Below are 21,585 nucleotides of genomic sequence, written 5' to 3' on the forward strand. Positions count from 1 at the left end.
CGACTCTTTATACACAAATATTCGCTTTCCCAAGCAATAGTTTAATTATAAACATAAGCACCCCTCTGTTCTTCGAACATCTCCCCTTAAAATGGAAGAATCGTTCACAAACAGAATCTTCCCTTCTTGAGGGTACCGTAACGCAGTGAAGATTGTGAACGCAATTTGAAAATAATATTGTGAACAAAGTGCCGACAGGCGAAAGGGTGTTAATTCTTGATATGATCCTTTTTATACATCTTCTTGCTCTTGATTTTTTCAACCAACAAAATGTGTATAAAGAGTAGCTCCTGAAGGAGAAGAGGAGTTTCATTCGTAATTAATATTGGAATTCCCTCTCCGTGAGGAGAGGGTTAGGGTGAGGTAACATTAATAAAAATAAGTTTTAAAAAAGATGCCAATGAAACACCAAACTAATAGTACTCCATAAAATTATCAGGAGCTAATCCATGTATGAAAGAATAAAGTAAAACCAATTCTCAAAAAAAGATTAAACGGACTTTATCGCCATGATTTTTTCATCGAACTCCTCATTCGGATAAATGGAGCGATTCCTTATTTTGGTTTTATAAGTATAGATGGTATTCACCGAAAAATTTAGAATACCGGCTATTTTCTCATTGTCGTTTATGCCTAAGCGTATCATGGCAAAAATCCGTAAATCGGTATTTAAACATTGAGAATCTTTTAAACTGAGTCGATCTTTCGCTTCGAACAATTGATTGAATCGATTTACGAAATCAGGAAATAGTTTTAGAAAAATCCGATCGAAATCTTCAAACAAATTCTCGCGTTCTTTCTTCGAATTGTATTTTTTCAATTCCGATTCGATGGCATCGTACTGTTTCGTCATTAATTGGCGGGAAACGGCCTTTTTCATCGCTTCCAGTTTTTCGATAAACTGAGAGCTAAAATTGAAATAGTAACCAACATACTCTTCTTTAATTTTACTTACCTCACGAAGCTGTTCATTCAATTGCCGAAGATTACTATTGCTCTCAAGAATCTCTTTACGGGCTTTTTTCAATTCCTTTACCTGCCGGTAGATAATAATGGAAAAAGAAATTAACAGCAAGGCCAAAAGAGATACGATCAAAGAAATATTGGATATGATCTTTTTTTCCTTTTCTACTTTATTCAAAACAGCAGCTTCAATATCAGGCCGAATGAATGATATCTCCAATTGCCGCGCATTACTGCCGTAAAATACCGCATCCTTCTGAGCTTCGGAGATAAACCGGTTTGCTTTCTCTAAATCTCCGTCGTGGAACAGTAGTTCTGCCAATACTTTCGCCGCCAGTGTTTCTTTTGTGGTAGACTGAATATCACCAACAAGAGCTTTACAGAGATGATATTTTGCTTTTTCTTTTTCCTGTAGTTTTAAGTAGGAAATCCCCAATATACAATTGGTAATCGCAGCCTGATGCGGGCTTAAATTCTTTTTATTCAGCAAGGATGTGCAGTACTTTTGAACATCGTAACTGGCACTGTTGTTTTGACTTTTTAGTGCCAAAGCCAGAATATATTCAAAAGAATCAGGATCACCTTCTTCAACAATTTTCTTCACATACGAATTCCCGGTTTCCCGGTATTTGGGCGCATAATATCCCCAACGGGAATTGGATAAATCGTAATAGGCACGATAAGCTACAGAATAAAACTCAATTCGCTTTTTTTGATCCAAGACCATCGGATCGATGGTCTGAATGCTGTCTATGGTTTCCTTGTATAATCCCCTGAGCAGAAGAATCAGGGAAATATTTGACTTGGCTTCAGCAATTTTTGATGCCTCCTTTAAACCGTAGGCTGTTTTCAATGCCAAATTCCCATAATGAAACGCCGAATCGTAAACAAAATACTCGTATTCTTTGGTCAATTTCGCCAACAGATTGTACTCCTCGTTTCTTCGGTCCTCGAAATTGGAATGCTGCAGGGAATCTGTAAGCAAGGCGATTTTGTTCTTTTTTACCTGAACAATGCTGTCTTTCGCTTCAATATATTTATTTGCCTCGGCAAACTGAAATGCAAGGGAATCATTTTGACCGAAAGAATTCAGGCTTAGTAAAACAAAAAATGTTAGAATGATACTTCTGTGCATGCTTATTGGATATCGGTTTGCTGAACAAGGGGTAAAAGTAAGATTAATATTTTCTGCAGCAAAAAAGCCCTATCAAACTGACAGGGCTCCCTTTTACTAATTATTAATATTATAATCCACTAAAATCGACACCTTCAAACATCATACTTGGTGTTTGCCACGCACGATCGGTTAATGGATCGTTACCAACCGCAATCAGATGATTCCAAATCTCTTTATGATTTCCGGTAATATTCATGCCTGATACAGGATGAAGTATTTCTCCTTTTTTAACATAGAATCCTTCTACTCCAACCGAAAAATCACCCGTTGCAGGATTTGAATTACCTCCGTTAAAACCAGTTACCAAAATCCCTTCATTCATATCTTTGGTCAGGGCTGTGAGGTCTTTATTTCCCAGTTCAAAAATCAAATTAGATGACGAGCCTGTAGTTGGTTCCATATCTAACTTTTTACCGTAATAATCATCAATATAGTAGGTCTGGAGTATACCATTCTCTATTACCGTCATTTTACGGGAAGCCAACCCATCATCATCATACAATCGTGAATTACGTCCTGATTCAACAAATGGATTATCAGTAATACTCAATAAATCTGAAGCAATTTTTTGGCCAATCTTTCCTTCTAAAAAAGATCTTTTTTGCTGAAGGTTATAGCCATACATGGGTTGAAGCAGAGAACTTAATACACGGCCTACTGATCTGTTTTCAATCAGCATTTCCATTTTTCCCGATTGAATAGTCTTGGCTCCAATTTTCCGTAAAGCTCTTTCAACGGCATATTTCCCAACACCTTCGCCAGATAACTGATCCCAGAATCTTGCGGCATTATAATGATAATCACTTGGGCGACTATCTCCGCCATTAATAGATGCGCTTGCACTAACAGAATAGGAAGTTGATTCTTTGAATCCCTCAACACCATTACTCAAGACTAAATAACTACGGTAAGATCCATCATTATAAGATCCGGAAACGCTGATAATTCTCTCATCCATACCTGTCGTTTCAGCCTCAACCTGCATTGCTAAATCAATTTTCTGACGAGGATCAATTGAATCATAATTGGAATCATATAAGTTCAGATCCTTTTCGGTTCCTTCGTAACAAAGATGACGGTCGGGTAAAGAACGATATTGATCTTCGGCCAGGTAATCGGTACCCAAAATAGCCTCCTTGATAAATTTTTCAAGGTCATTCCTATCCAATCGATTCGTGGAATGTGTAGAGTATTTTCCGTTCACATAAAGCTTTATACTTAATCCACTTTGAATCGATTCCTGTATTTTTTCTATTTTCTGTTTTCTCACTTCAACCTCCGATTCTTTAGAATCATAAACTGAAACTGAAACTTCTTTAGCGCCATTTTCCGTGGCATATTTGGAAGCCCATTGGGCCAATTCCACTTTTTTATTGTCTTTCATCGAAACTTCTTTTTAATTGATTAAAAGTAAACTCTAATGCATGCTTAAGCATTAATTCCACCAACAGTCAGTTGTGCTACTTTAACCGTTGGCAATCCCATAGCTACAGGAACACCTTGTCCTCCCTTACCACAAGTTCCTGTTCCACAATCAATTTTAAGGTCATTACCTACCATTGAGATTTGACGAAGAGCTTCCGGCCCGTTACCAATCAGATTTACATCTTTTATCGGTTGGGTCAGTTTACCATTTTCAATTAAATACCCCGATTTCACATAGAAAGTAAAATCTCCTGCTCCAATTTGCACTTCTCCATTTGTAAATGTATCCACATAAATTCCATCCTTCACACTGGCAATAATATCTTCTTTGGTATGAGGTCCGGCTTCCATATATGTATTTCTCATACGCGGAATTGGTGCATAACGGAAAGATTCCCGACGACCATTTCCTGTTGGTGCCACATTGTAATGTTTTGCACTAATTCTGTCGTGCAGATAACCGGTTAACACACCATTTTCGACCATTTTTGTTTTCTGGGTAAGAATTCCCTCATCATCAATATTCAGAGTTCCCCTATAATTTGGATTGGTTCCATCATCAATAATCGTCACAAAATCTTCTCCAACCTTTTGCCCCATTTTATCACTAAAAATTGAGGTTTCCTTGCGATTAAAATCAGCTTCGAAAGCATGTCCCATAGCCTCGTGCAATAGAATACCTGCTCCGCCAGCAGCCAAAACCACCTCCATTTGTCCTGCTTTCGGTTTCACAGCTTCAAATTGTTTATTGGCGCCCTCTACCACTTCATTCGCTATTTCATCCATTAGCTCTTCATTCAAATATTCATATCCGATTCTCATGGAACGGGATGCAAAGAAATCTTCCCGCCGATCTCCTTTTTCCATCACACAAACAGCAATAAAACTCACCATAGGGCGATAATCAAAACTGATCACACCTTCGGAATTCGCAAAAAGAATATAAGAAGAACTATCGTCCAAATACACCTGAACCTTAGCTACTTTATCATCCAAATTGAACACCTTATCGTTCAATTTTTGAAGAAAAGGTATTTTTTGCTTGATAGATACATCCTCCCATGAAGTTTTAACTTTACAGAATTCAGGATGTACTCTTTCCTGCAAATTAATAGGCGGATAGTCTTTGCTTTCATTGGCAATACTTGCCGCTGTTTTTGCAACTTTTTTCATGGCTTCCAAAGAAATCTCTTCTGAGAAAGCATAACCGGTCTGATCTCCTTTCAAAACGCGTACACCTACTCCATAGTCGATGTTAGATCCGGCACGATTTACCTGTTTGTCTTGAAGTCCAACATAGTTCGAAAGAGAATGTTCGAAATACAGATCACAATAATCGCCTCCTCTTGATAAGCCTTCAGCAATTACCTTTTGAATCATTTCTTTGCTCACATTAAAATGAGCGTAATACTCCTCTAAGCCCGATTGTTCGGTAATCCGATTACATCCCATGCTTAAGAATGAGGGCAAAATTGCCATTCCCGCAAGAGAGAAAGATCCTGTTCGGATAAACTCTCTTCTTGAAAATTCATTGTTCATATAAAAGTTTTTTAGGGTTTGGGGTTTCTTGGAATTCTTTGGTGACGAAAAAGTTAAGACTTTTTATGATCATAACAAAACCCTATTTGTGAAAATCACAAATAATCGGACAAAATCGTGAAGTTGAACAATGCAGGAAAGATTCATATACTTTCAAGCTTTTAAAAAAGCAATCATCAATTACCGGCTATCGCTTTTTTACTGTCGTGCTGGTCCTATTACTATTCCATAGGTAAATTTACTCACAGGTATGTTCCATTTTTTTAATACCTAAATAGGTAAAGCTTAAAAAAATGGTTTTTGGGACAATACCCAAATGGGGAAAGCATGAAAAAATGATTTTTGGGACAATACCCAAATGGGGAAAGCATGAAAAAATGATTTTTGGGACAATACCTAAATAGGGAAAGCTTAAAAAATTGGTTTTTGGGACAATACCTAAATGGGAAAAGCTTAAAAAAAAGGTTTTTTGATCAATACCTAAATAGGTAAAGCAAAAAATGATATTTTGAAAAAACAAAATGGGTAAAGCGAAAAACAAAATTTTGAATAATCACTACCAATATTTTACTTTCAGTTGGCTAAAGCCAAATTACAATAGATAGAAAACACAAGGTTTAACCGTAAGGACATTGCATGCAACGTCCCTACCATACAATCACAAACGAACAAAAATCGATGCATCCCAATCGTAAAATTATCCGAAAAAGAAACTACGATTACACCAATACAGGCTGGTATTTTGTGACAATCTGCACAAAAAACAGGGAGTATTTTTTCGGTGAAATCAGGAATGAAGAAATGCAATTGTCTGTAATCGGGAAACAGGCACATATCTTTTGGCTGGAGATCCCTAAACATTTTCCGAATGTTGAATTGGGCGAATTCGTAATTATGCCAGATCATATCCACGGAATAATTGGAATCGTAAAACGTAAGGACCTTGCATGCAAGGTCCCTACGGATGCATCAAATAAAAACAAATACATGGCATCCATCTCACCAAAATCCGGAAGTTTATCCGCAATAATCAGATCCTATAAATCTGCACTAACACGATGGTGTGGATTAAATGATTCCCATTCATTTAGCTGGTTAGCCCGTTTCCATGAAAGAATCATTTCAAATCAGGAAGAATATAACAGAATTGAGGAATACATTCATTCCAATCCAAAAAAATGGCAAATGAAATAATCGTGTGCCAGCCAGGACAGAAAAAAGCGATCATCCATTACAGACAATCGCTTTTTTGATTGTTATCAACTAAAGTTTCAGACTATGAACTGAAACAAATCGGTTTTATCGTTCAGGTATTTAAAATAAAGTTGCGCACAAAAAAGCTGCATCAAACTAATTTGATGCAGCTTTTTGAATTTAATACTATTGTCTAAAAAAGTTCGCCTCTTTAGAAGCTAAAACTTACCTGCAATTTAGATTTTGTATTAAACTTCGGTCAGGACAAATAATCATTTTTTCTTTTTAAAATAATTAACATCATCCTTTTCATCTTTCTGCTCATAAGCGGGTACATTTTTACCGTGATGTTTTTTTTTCGGTTTTTTGTTTCCTGCTGCTCCCATAGTATCTCAAATTTTAATTAAATAAATATATGAGTCGTGTTCGGTTATATATCATAGCTGGACCGCTCAATAAAAAATCCCGCAAAAGTCGCACCATACTATAAAAAATGAACTAAAGTAAGAAAGAAAAGCCATTTTGACTGAATAATGACAGCTTTACCGCCATTCAGAATCCAAATTATGTCGCATTCTCCAATGAATACACCTCCTGTTTTTTTTGCATACTACATAACATCAAAACATGCCTTATAAAATGTTTCTTTTCAGCTATATCTTCGTTAAAAAAGATGCATCGTAACATGGCTATGCTTTACTTTTTTGCCTCGATACAGCTAAAAATTAATTCATTTTAATTAAAGTCTATTTTGAAATTAAATTGGTATAATAAAACAAAAACCAAACATTCTCAATTCTGGATAAAGTTATGGAAATATTCGATCAGCATTTCCAATCGCAAAAAAGCGATCATCCATTACGGACAATCGCTTTTTTGATTGTTATCAACTAAGGTTTCAGACTATGAACTGAAACAAATCGGTTTTATCGTTCAGGTATTTAAAAATAAAGTTGCGCTCGGTCATTCTCTCTTGCAATCTTTGTAAATCGGCAGGATGCTGTACTTCGATTCCTATGACTGCCGGGCCTTTCTCCCTGCTGCTCTTTTTGTAGTATTCAAAATGCGTGATGTCGTCACCCGCATCTAACACATCGTTTACAAATTCTTTTAAAGCGCCCGAACGCTGCGGGAAACGAACCATAAAATAGTGCTTTAAACCTTCGTATAACAGACTTCTTTCCTTGATTTCTTCCATTCGGGTAATGTCGTTGTTGCTTCCGCTTAGTACGCAAACCACATTCTTCCCTTTTATTTCTTCTTTCATTAATTGCAAAGCGGCAATGGATAAGGCTCCTGCAGGCTCAGCCACAATTGCATCCTCGTTGTACATCTGCAAAATGGTTGAGCAGATGAGTCCCTCCGGAACCACCACAATTCCATCCAAAACCTTTTCGCATATTTTCCAGGTAAGATCGCCCACTTTTCTTACCGCAGCACCATCTACAAAGCGGTCAATTGTCTCCAAAGCCACATTGTTCTTTTTTTCAAATGCCATTTTCATGGAAGCTGCCCCTTCGGGCTCAACACCAATAATTTTTGTATTCGGACTAAATTCCTTGATCCATGCTCCTACACCGGAAGCCAAGCCACCTCCGCCAATCGGCAGAAACAGATAATCAATGCACTCTTTAAGCTGCCGCAGAATTTCCAAACCAATGGTTCCCTGTCCTTCAATAATCTTTGGATCATCAAACGGGTGAATAATGGTTTGTCCGAGTTCTTTGGCATCCGCATTTGCTTTGGCCGAGGCATCATCAAAAGTATCACCGGTAAGGATGATTTCCACCTGATCGCCGCCAAACATTTTCACCTGCTTAATCTTCTGACGAGGGGTTGTTTCGGGCATATAAATTTTTCCGAAACATTTCAGTTTATTGCAGGAATAAGCAAAGCCTTGAGCATGATTTCCTGCACTTGCACATACAATTCCTTTTGCCAGTACCTCTTTCGACAAACTGGATATTTTATTATATGCGCCTCTGATTTTATAGGATCGAACCTGTTGCAGATCTTCCCTTTTTAAATAAATATTTGCTTCGTTTTTTGATGATAGATTTAAGTTTTTGAGTAAAGGAGTTTCCAACACCACCTCCTGAACCCGTCTGTTTGCCTTAACAATATCCGCCATTAGCGGATAATAATTTTCTTCTGACATTTCGTTCCCCTTTTCTTTGTTAAAATAAATAAGCCTGAAAGTAACCAATTCCTTCAGGCTTATTCCTACTTATGATGTGTATTAAGCTGGGTTCGATTGTTAACTTGTTGATAATCTATGAAATTTACTTTTTGCTTAGCTGCTTTTAGCAGGAAAAGTAACTAGGAGTTACTAAGTACTATTTACCTGCTGTTTAAAGATCTGTTCATAGGGTAATTCAACGGTTTATAAAAGGAAACAATAATCGAACTCAGGCCATTAACTAAGCATTCTGTATATAATTCGCCAACCAATCGCCCACTTCACTTGTTGAGTAAGCCTTTTTGCCATCAGCAATATCTTCGGTAACCACACCGGCTTCCAACGATTTATCAATTGCTTCCCGAATTAAAGCTCCTTCTTTCATTAAGCCAAATGCGTATTCGAACATCATGGCTGCAGAAAGAACCGTAGCACAAGGATTGGCAATATTTTTACCCGCAGCTTGTGGATAAGAACCATGAATTGGCTCAAATACCGAAGTGTGAACACCAATTGATGCTGAAGGCAACATTCCCATTGAGCCTGAAATTACACTCGCCTCATCGGTAAGAATATCTCCAAACATATTTTCGGTGACCATTACATCGAAACGTTTTGGCCAGGTGATTAACTGCATAGCCGCATTGTCAACAAACATGTATTCTACTTCAATTTCAGGAAATTCAGGCTCAATTCTTTGAGAAACTTCTCTCCACAATCTTGATGTAGCCAATACGTTTGCTTTATCAACAATGGTTAATTTTTTGCGGCGTTTGCCAGCGTATTCAAATCCCAAACGAACAATTCGTTCAATTTCATCTGCGGAGTACACGCATGTATCGTAAGCCGTTTGTCCATCTTCGGTACGTCCCTGCGGACGGCCAAAATAGATTCCTCCGGTTAGCTCACGAATGCACATAAAATCAGCACCATCAACCAATTCGGTTTTCAAAGGAGATTTATGAATCAGCGACTTAAACGTATTTACCGGACGAAGATTTGCATACAAACCCAATTTTTTTCGCATAGCCAGCAAACCTTGCTCAGGACGAACTTTTGCAGATGGATCGTTATCGAACCGGGGATGCCCAATGGCGCCAAATAAAACGGCATCCGAATTCATACACAATTCGTGTGTTTCATCAGGATAAGGGTTACCAACTTCATCAATGGCTACAGCTCCTACCAAAGCTTCAGTGTATTCAAATTCGTGTCCAAATTTTTGAACAATTGCATCGGTAACTTTTCTTGCCTGTGCTACGATTTCCGGACCAATTCCGTCTCCGGCCAATACTGCTATTTTGTACTTCATTTTATAATAAGATCTTTAGATTAATAGTTTGTTAGATTTTAGTAATTAGTAACTAGTTTGATTTACAAGATGCTTATTTTCGATTTTTTAACCAACAACACCTTCTTCATAAACAAACTAAAATCGAATACTTACAAAATGGTAACGAACTATTATTAGATATGAGATGAATTCAATCAAAATCTAATTACACATTTTTAGTTTCTTTATTGTTATTTGATAATTGCCCGGTGAGTACATTGTCATGCTGCTCAATTAAATTCAGCATTCGAAGAGTAGCCTTTATTGCTGCTTCTATCTGATCCGGATCCAATCCTCGGGTTTTAAATTCCTTACCCTTGTAATTCCATGCAATAAAAGCTTCCACCAAAGCATCTGATTTTCCTCCCGGAGGAATTCGAACCAGATAATCGGTCAATATTGGCCGTTCTCTGCCCAATTCGTCATAAATGCTCCAAATGGCATTCATAAAAGCATCGAACTGACCATCACCAGAAGATGTTCCTTCGTACATTTTCCCGTTTACTTCCAGATTAATAGAAACAAACGGACGCATTCCTTTGGATAAAGACAAAGAATAATGTTTGATCTGAATTGGCATCTCATCCATTGTCTGATTCAAAACATCAGAAACAATGTAAGGCAAATCATCTATGGTAACTACTTCTTTTTTATCACCCAATTCGATGACCCGCTTTGTAACCAGTTTCATGGTTTCTTCTTCCAAAGTAATTCCCAGCTCTTCCAGATTTTTTTTAATGTTCGCCTTACCCGATGTCTTGCCAAGGGCATATTTGCGTTCACGTCCAAATCTTTCGGGCATTAAACGATTAAAATACAAATCATCCTTTGAATCACCATCGGCATGAACGCCACAGGTTTGTGTGAAAACATTCTCTCCTACCAAAGGCTTATTTCTAGGGATCCGAATTCCTGAGAAAGTCTCAACAATTCGACTAACAATATTGATTTTGTTCTCATCAACATTTATTTTTCGAACCAAATGATCGTTAATCACTCCTATTACGGACGCCAAAGGAGCATTTCCCGCTCGTTCCCCTAAACCGTTCACAGTTGTATGAATGCCATTCACTCCGGCTAAAATTGAAGAATAAACATTCGCTACAGCCAAATCGTAGTCATTATGAGCATGAAAGTCGAGATGTAATTTTGGATATCTTTCGCGACAAGCGTAACAAAAATCGAAAGCCTGCACCTGATTCAATATTCCCAAAGTATCGGGCAACATGAAACGCTGAATGTTTTCGTGTTGAAGCTCATCCATCAAATACCAAACGTAATCTCTTGAAGAAATCATCCCATTCGACCAATCCTCAAGATATAGGTTTACCTTGATTCCCAGATTTGATGCGTAGGTAACAGCATCTTTTATATCCTGAACATGCTGTCCCGGTGATTTTTTCAGCTGTCCGTGTAAATGCTTTAATGAACCTTTCGACAGCAAATTCACTACTCTTGCTCCACTTGCATGAATCCAATCAAGAGAGGCAGTTCCGTCAATAAAACCCAGAACTTCAATTTTGTCCAGACAATCGTTCTCTTCTGCCCATTTGGTAATTCGCTTTACTGCTTGAAATTCTCCTTCAGATACTCTGGCTGAGGCTACCTCTATCCGATCTACTTTTAGGGATTGCAGCAATAATTTCGCAACGCCTAACTTTTCCTCGGAATTAAAGCTTACCCCAGAAGTCTGTTCCCCATCCCGAAGAGTGGTGTCCATTATTTCTAAGCTACGCAGTTCGTTCATCTTTGCATGTTCTATTAGTTATTGGCTTCAAAAGCCTCTATCTTTTCTTTTCTTGCGAGAAGGAAATCGATATCATCGAATCCGTTCAGCAAACAATTTTTCTTGTAAGGATTAATGTCAAAACTTTCGCTTTTACCATTCAAGCTGATGCTTTGATTCTCCAAATCAACTACGATTTTTTGTTCCTTATTTTCCTGAACAGCATCGAATATATTCGACAAAAATTCAGGCGAAACCATAACAGGAAGTACTCCGTTATTCAATGCATTATTTTGAAAAATATCAGCAAAGAAACTACTCACAACAACTTTAAAACCGTAATCGTGAATTGCCCATGCGGCATGTTCTCTTGACGAACCACTTCCGAAATTCTTTCCTCCCACTAAAATTTCTCCTGAATATTCTGATTGATTCAAAACAAAATCCGGATTTTCTTTTCCATCAGAAGTATATCTCCAGTCACGGAAAAGATTTTCCCCAAATCCATCACGGCTTGTCGCCTTTAAGAAACGTGCAGGAATAATTTGATCTGTATCCACATTTTCAACAGGAAGCGGTACATATGTCGATTCCAATGTGGTAAATTTATCTATTGGCATAATTATTTGCTTTAAGTTATTAGCCGTTGACTTGTCAGCCTTTAGCTAAAATGGAATTTGTATTTTGGTTAAAACAACTCTCTTGGATCGGAAACAACTCCGGTTATAGCAGCCGCTGCAGCCGTTAACGGACTGGCCAACATTGTTCTTGCTCCAGGGCCTTGTCTTCCCTCAAAATTTCTATTTGATGTAGAAACGCTGTATTTTCCTGCCGGAATTTTATCGTCGTTCATGGCTAAACATGCAGAACAGCCAGGCTGACGCATTTTAAATCCTGCTTCTTCCAAAATCTCAACCAAACCTTCTTCTATAGCCTGCTTTTCAACCTGTTTTGATCCGGGAACAATCCATGCAGTAACTGAATCTGCCTTTTTCTTTCCTTTAACAGCTACAGCTAACATTCGAAGATCTTCGATACGTCCATTGGTACAACTGCCAACAAAAACGTAATCAACTTTTTTACCCAATAGTTTGTCTCCCAAACCAAATCCCATATAATCCAATGACTTTTTGAAAGTTGGTAATTCTGTTGGATCCACATCTTTTGCAGTTGGGATACTTCCTGAAATACCAATTCCCATTCCTGGGTTGGTTCCATAAGTCAGCATTGGTTCTATATCCGAAGCTTTGTATACATATTCCTTATCGAACTTAGCTCCCTCATCGGTTTTCAATTCTTTCCATTTGGCCAAAGCTTTTGTCCAGTCCTCGCCTTTTGGTGCGAATTCACGACCTTCTACATAGTCAAAAGTAGTTTGATCGGGAGCAATCATTCCTCCACGGGCTCCCATCTCGATACTCATGTTACAAACGGTCATACGACCTTCCATACTTAAGCTGCTAACCGCCGATCCTGCATATTCAACAAAATATCCGGTTGCACCACCTGTTCCCAGTTGTGCTATCACGTAAAGCGTAAGATCTTTTGCAGTAACGCCTTTTTGCAATTCACCATCAATAGTAATTCGCATTTTTTTAGGTTTTGGCTGCAAAATACACTGAGTTGCCAAAACCATTTCTACCTCCGAAGTACCGATACCAAAAGCTACAGCTCCAAAAGCACCGTGTGTTGAAGTATGACTGTCACCACAAACCAGAGTCATTCCCGGTTGTGTATGTCCCAATTCCGGACCTACAACATGAACAATTCCATTGTATGGATGATTTAAACCATAAAGTGTAATGTTATTTTTCTCACAGTTAGCCGTTAAAGTCTCAACTTGCTTTCTCGACAATTCATCCTTAATGGTTAAGTGTTGATTTTCTGTCGGAATGTTATGATCTGGAGTCGCAATGGTATTTTCAGGACGAAAAACTTTCATTCCTCTCGCCTCTAATCCAGAGAACGCCTGCGGACTGGTAACTTCATGAATCAAATGCTTGTCAATATAAAATACACTGGGGCCTCCTTCAATTTTCTCAACAACGTGAGCATCCCATACTTTATCAAATAGTGTTTTTGGTTCCATATAATTCTTCTGAATATTTTTTATCTAAATCTGTCTTATACTATTTTGGAAAGCGCATCAACCAATGCTTCAACAGAAGCTGTAATGATATCAACATTCGCCGCAAACCCGTAGACTGTACGACCTTTGTGTTCAACCTGAACATGAACTTTTCCCAAATCATTGCTTCCGCGGGTAAGTGCCTGAACAAGGAATTCACCCAAGGTAAATTCTTGTTCTATTAGCTTTTTAACTGCATTAAAACATGCATCAATAGGCCCGTTTCCTTCAGCAGTTGCCGCACAGCTAACTCCTTTTATTTTCAGATGTACCGTAGCCATCGGAATGGTCGATTTACCGGAAACAACCTGCAGCAATTCCAATTCCACTGATTTCTGCAAATCGCTAGTATCTCCCATTAATTCCGAAAGATCTTTCTCTGTCAAATTCTTTTTCTGATCAGCAACCACCAAAAACCGATTATAGGCATCATCCAGCTGATCTTTAGTTAATGTATAACCCAATTGACTTAGGTGATGATTTAATGCTGCACGACCACTTCTGGCTGTTAAAACAATTGCTGATTCCTTAATCCCAACATCAACAGGATCGATAATTTCGTAATTCTCTCTGTTTTTTAAGAATCCATCCTGATGGATTCCTGATGAATGAGCAAATGCATTTCTGCCTACAATAGCTTTATTTGCCTGAACAGGCATGTTCATTAAAGAAGAAACCAAACGGCTGGCTGCATAAATTTCCTGACTCTTAATATCTGTGTGGAAAGGTAAAGCGTGATGCGTTTTAATGGCCATCACCACCTCTTCCAATGAAGTATTTCCTGCCCGTTCTCCAATTCCGTTTATGGTAACCTCTACCTGACGGGCTCCATTAATTACACCGCTTAAAGAGTTCGCAGTAGCCATACCCAAATCATTATGGCAATGGGTTGATAAAATTGCTTTGTGAATATTGGAAACATTTTCCATCAGGTACTTTATTTTAGCACCATACTCACTTGGAAGGCAATATCCTGTTGTATCAGGAATATTAATAACTGTAGCACCTGCTTTAATAACCGCTTCAACTACTCGGGCCAAATATTCATTATCCGAACGCCCTGCATCCTCGGCATAAAACTCAACATCCTCGACATAACGCTTGGCATACTTTACTGCGCGAACAGCACGATCGAGTATTTCCTCGGGGGTTGAATTCAATTTTGATTTTATGTGATAAGAAGAAGTACCTATTCCTGTATGAATCCTCCCTCTTTTTGCAAATTTAAGAGCCTCGGCAGCCACATCAATATCCTTTTCAACAGCGCGGGTAAGTGCACATATAATGGGATTACTAACTGCTTTGGCTATTTCGACGACTGAATTGAAATCTCCCGGACTTGAAACAGGAAAACCTGCTTCTATGACATCCACTCCAAGAGCCTCTAAAGTTCTGGCCACTTCAATTTTCTCAATTGTATTCAATTGACATCCCGGAACTTGTTCACCATCTCTAAGTGTGGTATCGAAAATAAATATTTTATCACTCATTGTATTTGTGTTTTTACGTATGCTATTACTCGTTTTTGCTGCAAAAAAAAATTCTCCCTGTCTTTGGAAGAACCTTGCATGATAACCTTACATTAGTTAGAATATTACACAGTCTTCCTTGTTGATTCTCCAATAATGAGATCAATAATCAGGTTAAAACCAATAAGGATACTATCATAAATCATCTTACTAAAGTTTTGGACTATTTTAGAATAACCGGAGAAATCTCCCAATCCCTGACAAACCTAAAAACTTATGGCCTTTGGGAAAAACAATTATTCATTTACAATTACGATCTTCAAACTAATTCAAATACATTTCCAGAAACACAAACCAAAACATAAAACCCTACTAACCTGCAAACTAAGCCAAACTTTGTTTTCTTATTAATGGGATATCCAAGCTTGAAATAAACCTGACAGGTTTTAAAAATCTGTCAGGTTTTGAATGTATTTCTAGTTATTTTCAGGTCTTAATTTACGAACAGCAGTACCTGCCTGCCACATTTCACTTTCGCGAAGTTCCTTTAATTCAGCATCCAATTTCACACGATAATCGCTTTGACTATTGGAATCAATAGAACGTTGTGCTTCGTTACCCGCAGCAACCTCTTTGTATAATTTCTCAAAAACCGGTTTGGTCGCATCGCGGAAAGGCTTCCACCAATCTAATGCTCCACGTTGTGCTGTTGTTGAAGTATTTGCATACATCCAATCCATTCCGTTTTCAGCAACCAATGGCATTAAACTTTGAGTTAATTCTTCAACAGTTTCGTTAAATGCCTCTGATGGAGAGTGTCCGTTTGCACGTAGAACGTCGTACTGAGCTGCAAAAATTCCCTGAATACATCCCATTAAAGTTCCACGCTCACCAGTTAAATCAGAGTAAACTTCTCTTTTAAAAGTAGTCTCGAACAGGTAACCTGAACCAACACCAATTCCCAATGCAACAACACGGTCAAAAGCTTTGCCTGTTGCATCCTGAAAAATTGCGTATGAAGAATTCAAACCACGTCCTTCAAGGAACATTCTTCTCAAACTAGTTCCTGATCCTTTTGGAGCTACCAAAATCACATCAACATCCTTCGGAGGAACAATGTTCGTACGCTCTTTGTAAGTGATTCCAAAACCATGAGAAAAGTAAAGTGCTTTACCAGGCTTCAAATATTTCTGTACCGTTGGCCAAACAGCAATCTGTCCTGCATCTGATAACAAATATTGAATAACAGTAGCTTTGTCAAGAGCTTCCTCAATTTCGAATAAAGTTTCTCCTGGAACCCAACCATCAGCGACAGCTTTATCCCAAGTTTTAGAATCTTTACGCTGACCAACGATTACGTTAAAACCATTATCTTTTAAATTTAATGATTGACCTGGTCCCTGAACACCATATCCGATAACCGCAATGGTTTCATCTTTCATTACCTCACGTGCTTTTTCCAACGAAAATTCTTCACGTGTAACTACTTTTTCTTCAACGCCGCCAAAGTTTATTGTTGCCATTTTTTTTAGATTATTAGATCTTTTTCCTGAGTAATCAGACATTTCGAATCTTCTTTCTCAGCTCTGCGATCTGAATTAATTATTAATTATATTTTCTTTAATTATGTCTTTAAATACTAATTTCATCAACTAGTTACTAACTACTAACAGCTGGTATTTTTATTACTAATTTGATAATTCTTTTAAATAACTTGTAAATTCTTTCTGTTGACAGGATACCGCAACTCGACCCGAACGAGCAAACTGAAGTACGCCAAATTGCTCTAGTGCATTGAACAGCTCCTGATTTTCGGCCTTGTACCCAACTTTTTCAATCACCAGAAAATCCGGATGAACAGTAAGAATTTTGGCATTCTGACTTCTCATTAATGCTTCCAGATTTCCATTTAAATCGGGAGAATTTGCAATTTTAAACAATGCCACTTCCTGATGAACAATCTCATCAGCCTCAAAAAAGAAGGCCTTGAATACTCCGATTATCTTTTCGATTTGACGAACCACGTTCTCAATTTTCATTTCATCCATAAAAACAACGATGGTATATCGGGAAACTCCTTTTACTTCCGATTCGGAAACAGTTAAGCTTTCTATGTTAATTTTTCTTCTCGAAAAAACGATGGTTACCTCATTCAACAAACCTATGTCGTTTTCAGAAAAAACCGTTATTGTATATTCTTTCATTTTATTTAGATATTAGATGTGAGAAATGAGATACGAGATAAACCCCTATAAATGACTTATTATCCTCTTCTCTTTTAGCCTTTAAACTTTCTCCTTTTACCTTATTACTTATTCCAATCGCATATCCGATACTGCAGCTCCCGGCGCAATCATTGGTAACACATTACACTCAGTTTCAACAATCACTTCTAAAAAGAAAGCTCCCGGTGTTTCAAGCATTTCTTTTATTGCAGCATCCAAATCTTCTCTCTTAGATACTCTTTTTCCCTTGATTCCGTATCCATCAACAATCTTTACAAAATCAGGATTCTCTAACTGAGTATTTGAAAACCGTTGTTCGAAAAACAAATCCTGCCACTGACGTACCATTCCTAAAAACGAGTTGTTTAATACAATTGTCTTAACCGGCAGGTTATACTGTTTGATTACCGCAAGCTCCTGTAAAGTCATTTGGAATCCGCCATCTCCGGAAACAGATACAACCGTTGCATCCATATCAGCTATTTGAGCTCCAATGGCTGCAGGCAAACCAAATCCCATGGTTCCTAATCCTCCTGATGTGATCTGAGTATTTGGCTTTTTAAACTCATAATACCTGGCACTTGTCATTTGGTGCTGTCCAACATCGGTACACAAAATAGCTTCGCCATTAGTCTGCTCCGATAGCAATCTGATTACCTCAGCCATGTTAATGTTTTCCTTATTGGCATAAGCCTGCTTACTAATTACTTTATCAAATTCAAGCTGATAGTAATCTTTGAAAGTCTTCATCCACGCTGCTTTTTCTCCACCACTAACCAACTTATTCAATTCGGTTAAAGCTTGTTTAGCATCAGCAAATACAGGTACATCAACTATAATATTCTTGTTGTGTTCAGATCTGTCTATATCAATATGAATGATTTTTGCCTGTTTGGCATATTTTGCTGTATCTCCGGTTACTCTGTCATCGAAACGCATACCAACTGCAATCAAAACATCGCATTCGTTGGTGTTCATATTCGGACCATAATTTCCATGCATTCCTAACATTCCAACATACAGTGGATGATCGGTAGGGAATGATGACAATCCTAACAAAGTACAAGCAACAGGAACCTGAGTCTTCTCAACAAATTCCAGCAATTCTTTTTCTGCTCCCGAAAGAGAGATTCCTTGTCCGGCTAAAAGCAATGGTTTCTTTGCACCATTGATTAATGCGGCGGCGGCTTCAATCTCCGACTGATTTATTTTTGGAACCGGCTGATAAGAACGTACCCTTTCGCATTTTTTATATTCGTAATCTGCTGTGGCAATCTGAGCATCCTTAGTGATATCAATTAAAACCGGACCCGGACGACCTGAACGGGCAATATAGAATGCTTTAGCAATCACCGCCGCAATTTCATCAGCTCGCGTAATTTGGTAATTCCATTTTGTTACTGGCATTGATAAACCAATCATATTGGTTTCCTGAAAAGCATCAGTTCCCAATAAACCACTGGCTACTTGTCCGGTAATTACGACCATAGGAGTCGAATCCAGATATGCATCAGCCAATCCGGTAATTACATTTGTTGCACCAGGACCCGAAGTTGTAAAACACACACCCGGTTTTTTACTGATTCGTGCATAAGCCTGAGCAGAATGCATTGCTCCTTGTTCATGCCGCGACATGTACTGTTTCATTTCATCCTGATAATCGTACAAAGCATCGTAAACAGGCATGATTGCACCACCAATGTATCCAAACATGGTATCTACATCTTCCTGAATAAGCGTTCGAACCAAGATCTCGGCTCCCGATATTCTTTCAATGGTTTTACTCATTCCATTTGTATTTTTTGTTTTTGCTGCTACTTCCATTGTGTTTGTTGTTTTAGCCAAAAGCCACAAGTCGAAAGCTGTAAATTCCTTAACGTTTTTTGACTTCTTTGACTCTATTATTAATTCTTAATTAATAATTTATAATTGTCTGATTGCTCCCTTATCTGCCGAAGACACAAGTCTTGCGTAAGCCTGAAGAGCTTTTGAAACCTGACGATTACGTCCTCGTGGCACAAATGCTTCCCGGCCAAATGCTTCTTCGTCTTTTCTTCTCTGTGCTAATTCTTCATCAGAAATACAGACATTAATGCTTCTTTTAGGGATACTGATTTCAATTTTATCACCATTCTGAATTAAAGCAATTGCTCCTCCGGCTCCTGCTTCAGGAGACACATGACCGATTGATAATCCGGAAGTTCCTCCAGAAAAACGTCCATCAGTAATCAGAGCACATTTTGCTCCCAATCCCATTGATTTCAGGTAAGAGGTTGGATACAGCATTTCCTGCATTCCGGGTCCACCAGCTGGTCCTTCGTAACGAATCACAACAACATCGCCAGCATTAATCTGTTTTGTAAGAATGGCTTCGCAAGCATCTTTCTGCGAATAATATACTTTTGCTGTACCTGTAAAATCGAAAACTGACGGATCTACTCCTGCCGTCTTTACAATGCTTCCGTTTGGAGCAATGTTTCCGAAGAGAACTGCCAATCCACCATCTTGAGTATAGGCATTTTCCATACTTCGGACACAACCGGTTTCTCTGTCTTTATCCAGCTCCTTAAAAGCTGTATTTTGAGAAGCAAAAGTCAAGTTTCGACCCAATTGACCTGGTGCAGCATGATATATTTCCAGTGCTTTAGCAGTCAACTTTTCAGAGAGAAGATCATTCAATTCCAAAGCTTCTTTTAGGTTGGTAGAATCTACACGATACACATCAGTATTTAAAAGATTTCCGCGATCCAATTCTGCAAGAATACTCATGATTCCTCCCGCCCTGTTCACATCTTCGATGTAATATTTAGGCGAATTTGGAGCTACTTTACACAAATTTGGTGTTTTGCGGGAAAGCTCATCCATATCTTTCATCGTGAAATCAACTTCGGCTTCATGGGCAATTGCCAACAAGTGAAGCACAGTATTCGTTGATCCTCCCATTGCAATATCCAAGGTCATTGCATTTCGAAATGCATCAATTGTAGCAATTGATCTTGGTAAAACACGATCGTCACCCTCTTTGTAATATTTATTCGTAATATCTACAATGCATTGTGCCGCATCAATAAATAAATCTTTACGAAGTTTATGTGTAGCCAGTAATGTTCCGTTTCCTGCCAATGCCAAACCCAAAGCCTCGTTTAAACAATTCATTGAATTGGCAGTGAACATTCCTGAACAACTGCCACATGTCGGACAAGCTGATTCTTCAATTTCCTGCATGCGCTCATCACTAACACTATCGTCACCGGCTTTTACCATGGCATCCACCAAATCAAGCTTCTCACCTTTCGACTCACCGGCTTCCATTGGTCCTCCCGACACGAAAACAGTTGGGATATTTAATCGCATGGCTGCCATCATCATTCCAGGAGTAATTTTATCACAGTTGGAAATACAGATCATAGCATCAACCTTGTGCGCATTGCAAACATATTCAACACTATCGGCAATTACGTCGCGTGAAGGCAGAGAATAAAGCATTCCGTCGTGTCCCATTGCAATTCCATCGTCGATAGCTATCGTATTAAATTCAGCAGCAAAAAAGCCGGCCTTTTCAATTTCCGCCTTTACCATTTGCCCTACATTTTGCAAGTGCACATGTCCCGGTACAAATTGGCTGAAAGAGTTCACCACCGCAATAACCGGCTTTCCAAACATTTCTTCTTTCATTCCGTTTGCCCGCCACAAGCTTCTCGCTCCAGCCATTCTTCGGCCTTGTGTGGTCTGATCACTGCGTAATTTATTTTTATACATTTTGCTTAATTCGTTAATAGTTTATTCCTGCATGTTTTTGTTTGGATCAAAAAAAAAGCCCTTTCGTTGGAAAGGGCGCTAAATAATTTCGTTTGTACCGAAAGTTATTGAATGTGCACGCTTTCCCTCCTTGTCATTCTAATAATGACAATTGAAATAATAATGACGATAATGACTACCTTAAATGATAACATACAATAACCGGATCAAAAAAAAGCCCCTTCATTTTGAAGAGGCCTTAGATATTTTGTAAAATTAAATTCGTTTAATTTAAATATGCTCAGCCTCGAATCGTGTCCAGAAGGACGCGAATAATGACGCTAATAATAATTACTGAATTAAATTGCATATTCTTTTTGTTGGTTTGAACCTCTAAGGATTCATAAATTTGTTTTTAACTTTGTCAACGAACATCTACAATCTCTCTTTCGATCTGATTACGTTGACAAATCTATGCGACAAATATAA

Annotated in this window: 14 protein-coding genes; 1 reads left to right on the forward strand and 13 read right to left on the reverse strand. The window is 38.2% G+C overall.

Annotation, left to right across the window (positions count from 1 at the left end):
- Nucleotides 1-490 precede the first annotated feature (490 nt).
- The 3 genes from QUH73_RS09780 to QUH73_RS09790 form a co-directional block, all read right to left on the reverse strand.
- The gene (locus QUH73_RS09780; RefSeq protein ID WP_289530253.1) at nt 491-2,098 is read right to left on the reverse strand and encodes a DUF6377 domain-containing protein; all 1,608 of its coding nucleotides are present in this window, start codon (nt 2,096-2,098) and stop codon (nt 491-493) included.
- A 109-nt stretch (nt 2,099-2,207) separates the two neighbouring features.
- Nucleotides 2,208-3,524 carry a TldD/PmbA family protein gene (locus QUH73_RS09785; protein WP_289530254.1) on the reverse strand — a complete coding sequence of 439 codons (1,317 nt, stop codon included), beginning with the start codon at nt 3,522-3,524 and terminating at the stop codon, nt 2,208-2,210.
- A 44-nt stretch (nt 3,525-3,568) separates the two neighbouring features.
- On the reverse strand, nt 3,569-5,104 hold the full coding sequence (locus QUH73_RS09790) for a TldD/PmbA family protein (protein WP_289530255.1): 1,536 nt from the start codon (nt 5,102-5,104) through the stop codon (nt 3,569-3,571).
- Nucleotides 5,105-5,740: 636 nt separating this feature from the next.
- On the opposite strand from QUH73_RS09790, the gene QUH73_RS09795 reads away from it, so the two are divergent.
- The gene (locus QUH73_RS09795; protein ID WP_289530256.1) at nt 5,741-6,298 is read left to right on the forward strand and encodes a transposase; all 558 of its coding nucleotides are present in this window, start codon (nt 5,741-5,743) and stop codon (nt 6,296-6,298) included.
- A gap of 898 nt (nt 6,299-7,196) precedes the next feature.
- Here the strand turns inward: QUH73_RS09795 and ilvA are convergent.
- The 10 genes from ilvA to ilvD all read right to left on the reverse strand — a co-directional run bounded on the left by ilvA (nt 7,197) and on the right by ilvD (nt 21,117).
- Nucleotides 7,197-8,456 (reverse strand): threonine ammonia-lyase IlvA, encoded by a 1,260-nt coding sequence (gene ilvA, locus QUH73_RS09800; protein WP_289530257.1) that lies wholly within the window; start codon nt 8,454-8,456, stop codon nt 7,197-7,199.
- Between the two features lie 262 nt (nt 8,457-8,718).
- Complete coding sequence (leuB, locus tag QUH73_RS09805) at nt 8,719-9,789, reverse strand: 3-isopropylmalate dehydrogenase (protein ID WP_289530258.1); 1,071 nt, start codon at nt 9,787-9,789, stop codon at nt 8,719-8,721.
- 187 nt (nt 9,790-9,976) lie between these two features.
- Nucleotides 9,977-11,557: an alpha-isopropylmalate synthase regulatory domain-containing protein gene (locus tag QUH73_RS09810; protein ID WP_289530259.1), complete on the reverse strand. Its 1,581-nt coding sequence runs from the start codon at nt 11,555-11,557 to the stop codon at nt 9,977-9,979.
- A 14-nt stretch (nt 11,558-11,571) separates the two neighbouring features.
- Nucleotides 11,572-12,156 carry a 3-isopropylmalate dehydratase small subunit gene (gene leuD / locus QUH73_RS09815; protein WP_289530260.1) on the reverse strand — a complete coding sequence of 195 codons (585 nt, stop codon included), beginning with the start codon at nt 12,154-12,156 and terminating at the stop codon, nt 11,572-11,574.
- A 68-nt stretch (nt 12,157-12,224) separates the two neighbouring features.
- Complete coding sequence (gene leuC / locus QUH73_RS09820; RefSeq protein WP_289530261.1) at nt 12,225-13,625, reverse strand: 3-isopropylmalate dehydratase large subunit; 1,401 nt, start codon at nt 13,623-13,625, stop codon at nt 12,225-12,227.
- A gap of 35 nt (nt 13,626-13,660) precedes the next feature.
- Nucleotides 13,661-15,154 carry a 2-isopropylmalate synthase gene (locus QUH73_RS09825; RefSeq protein WP_289530262.1) on the reverse strand — a complete coding sequence of 498 codons (1,494 nt, stop codon included), beginning with the start codon at nt 15,152-15,154 and terminating at the stop codon, nt 13,661-13,663.
- Between the two features lie 455 nt (nt 15,155-15,609).
- Entirely contained in the window at nt 15,610-16,656 is a 1,047-nt protein-coding gene (ilvC, locus tag QUH73_RS09830; protein WP_289530263.1) for a ketol-acid reductoisomerase, read from the reverse strand.
- A gap of 165 nt (nt 16,657-16,821) precedes the next feature.
- The gene (ilvN, locus tag QUH73_RS09835) at nt 16,822-17,337 is read right to left on the reverse strand and encodes an acetolactate synthase small subunit (protein ID WP_289530264.1); all 516 of its coding nucleotides are present in this window, start codon (nt 17,335-17,337) and stop codon (nt 16,822-16,824) included.
- Between the two features lie 108 nt (nt 17,338-17,445).
- On the reverse strand, nt 17,446-19,182 hold the full coding sequence (ilvB, locus tag QUH73_RS09840) for a biosynthetic-type acetolactate synthase large subunit (RefSeq protein WP_289530265.1): 1,737 nt from the start codon (nt 19,180-19,182) through the stop codon (nt 17,446-17,448).
- Nucleotides 19,183-19,281: 99 nt separating this feature from the next.
- Nucleotides 19,282-21,117: a dihydroxy-acid dehydratase gene (gene ilvD / locus QUH73_RS09845; RefSeq protein ID WP_289530266.1), complete on the reverse strand. Its 1,836-nt coding sequence runs from the start codon at nt 21,115-21,117 to the stop codon at nt 19,282-19,284.
- Nucleotides 21,118-21,585 lie beyond the last annotated feature (468 nt).

This window comes from Labilibaculum sp. K2S, assembly GCF_030372765.1.
In the GTDB taxonomy this organism is placed as follows: domain Bacteria; phylum Bacteroidota; class Bacteroidia; order Bacteroidales; family Marinifilaceae; genus Labilibaculum.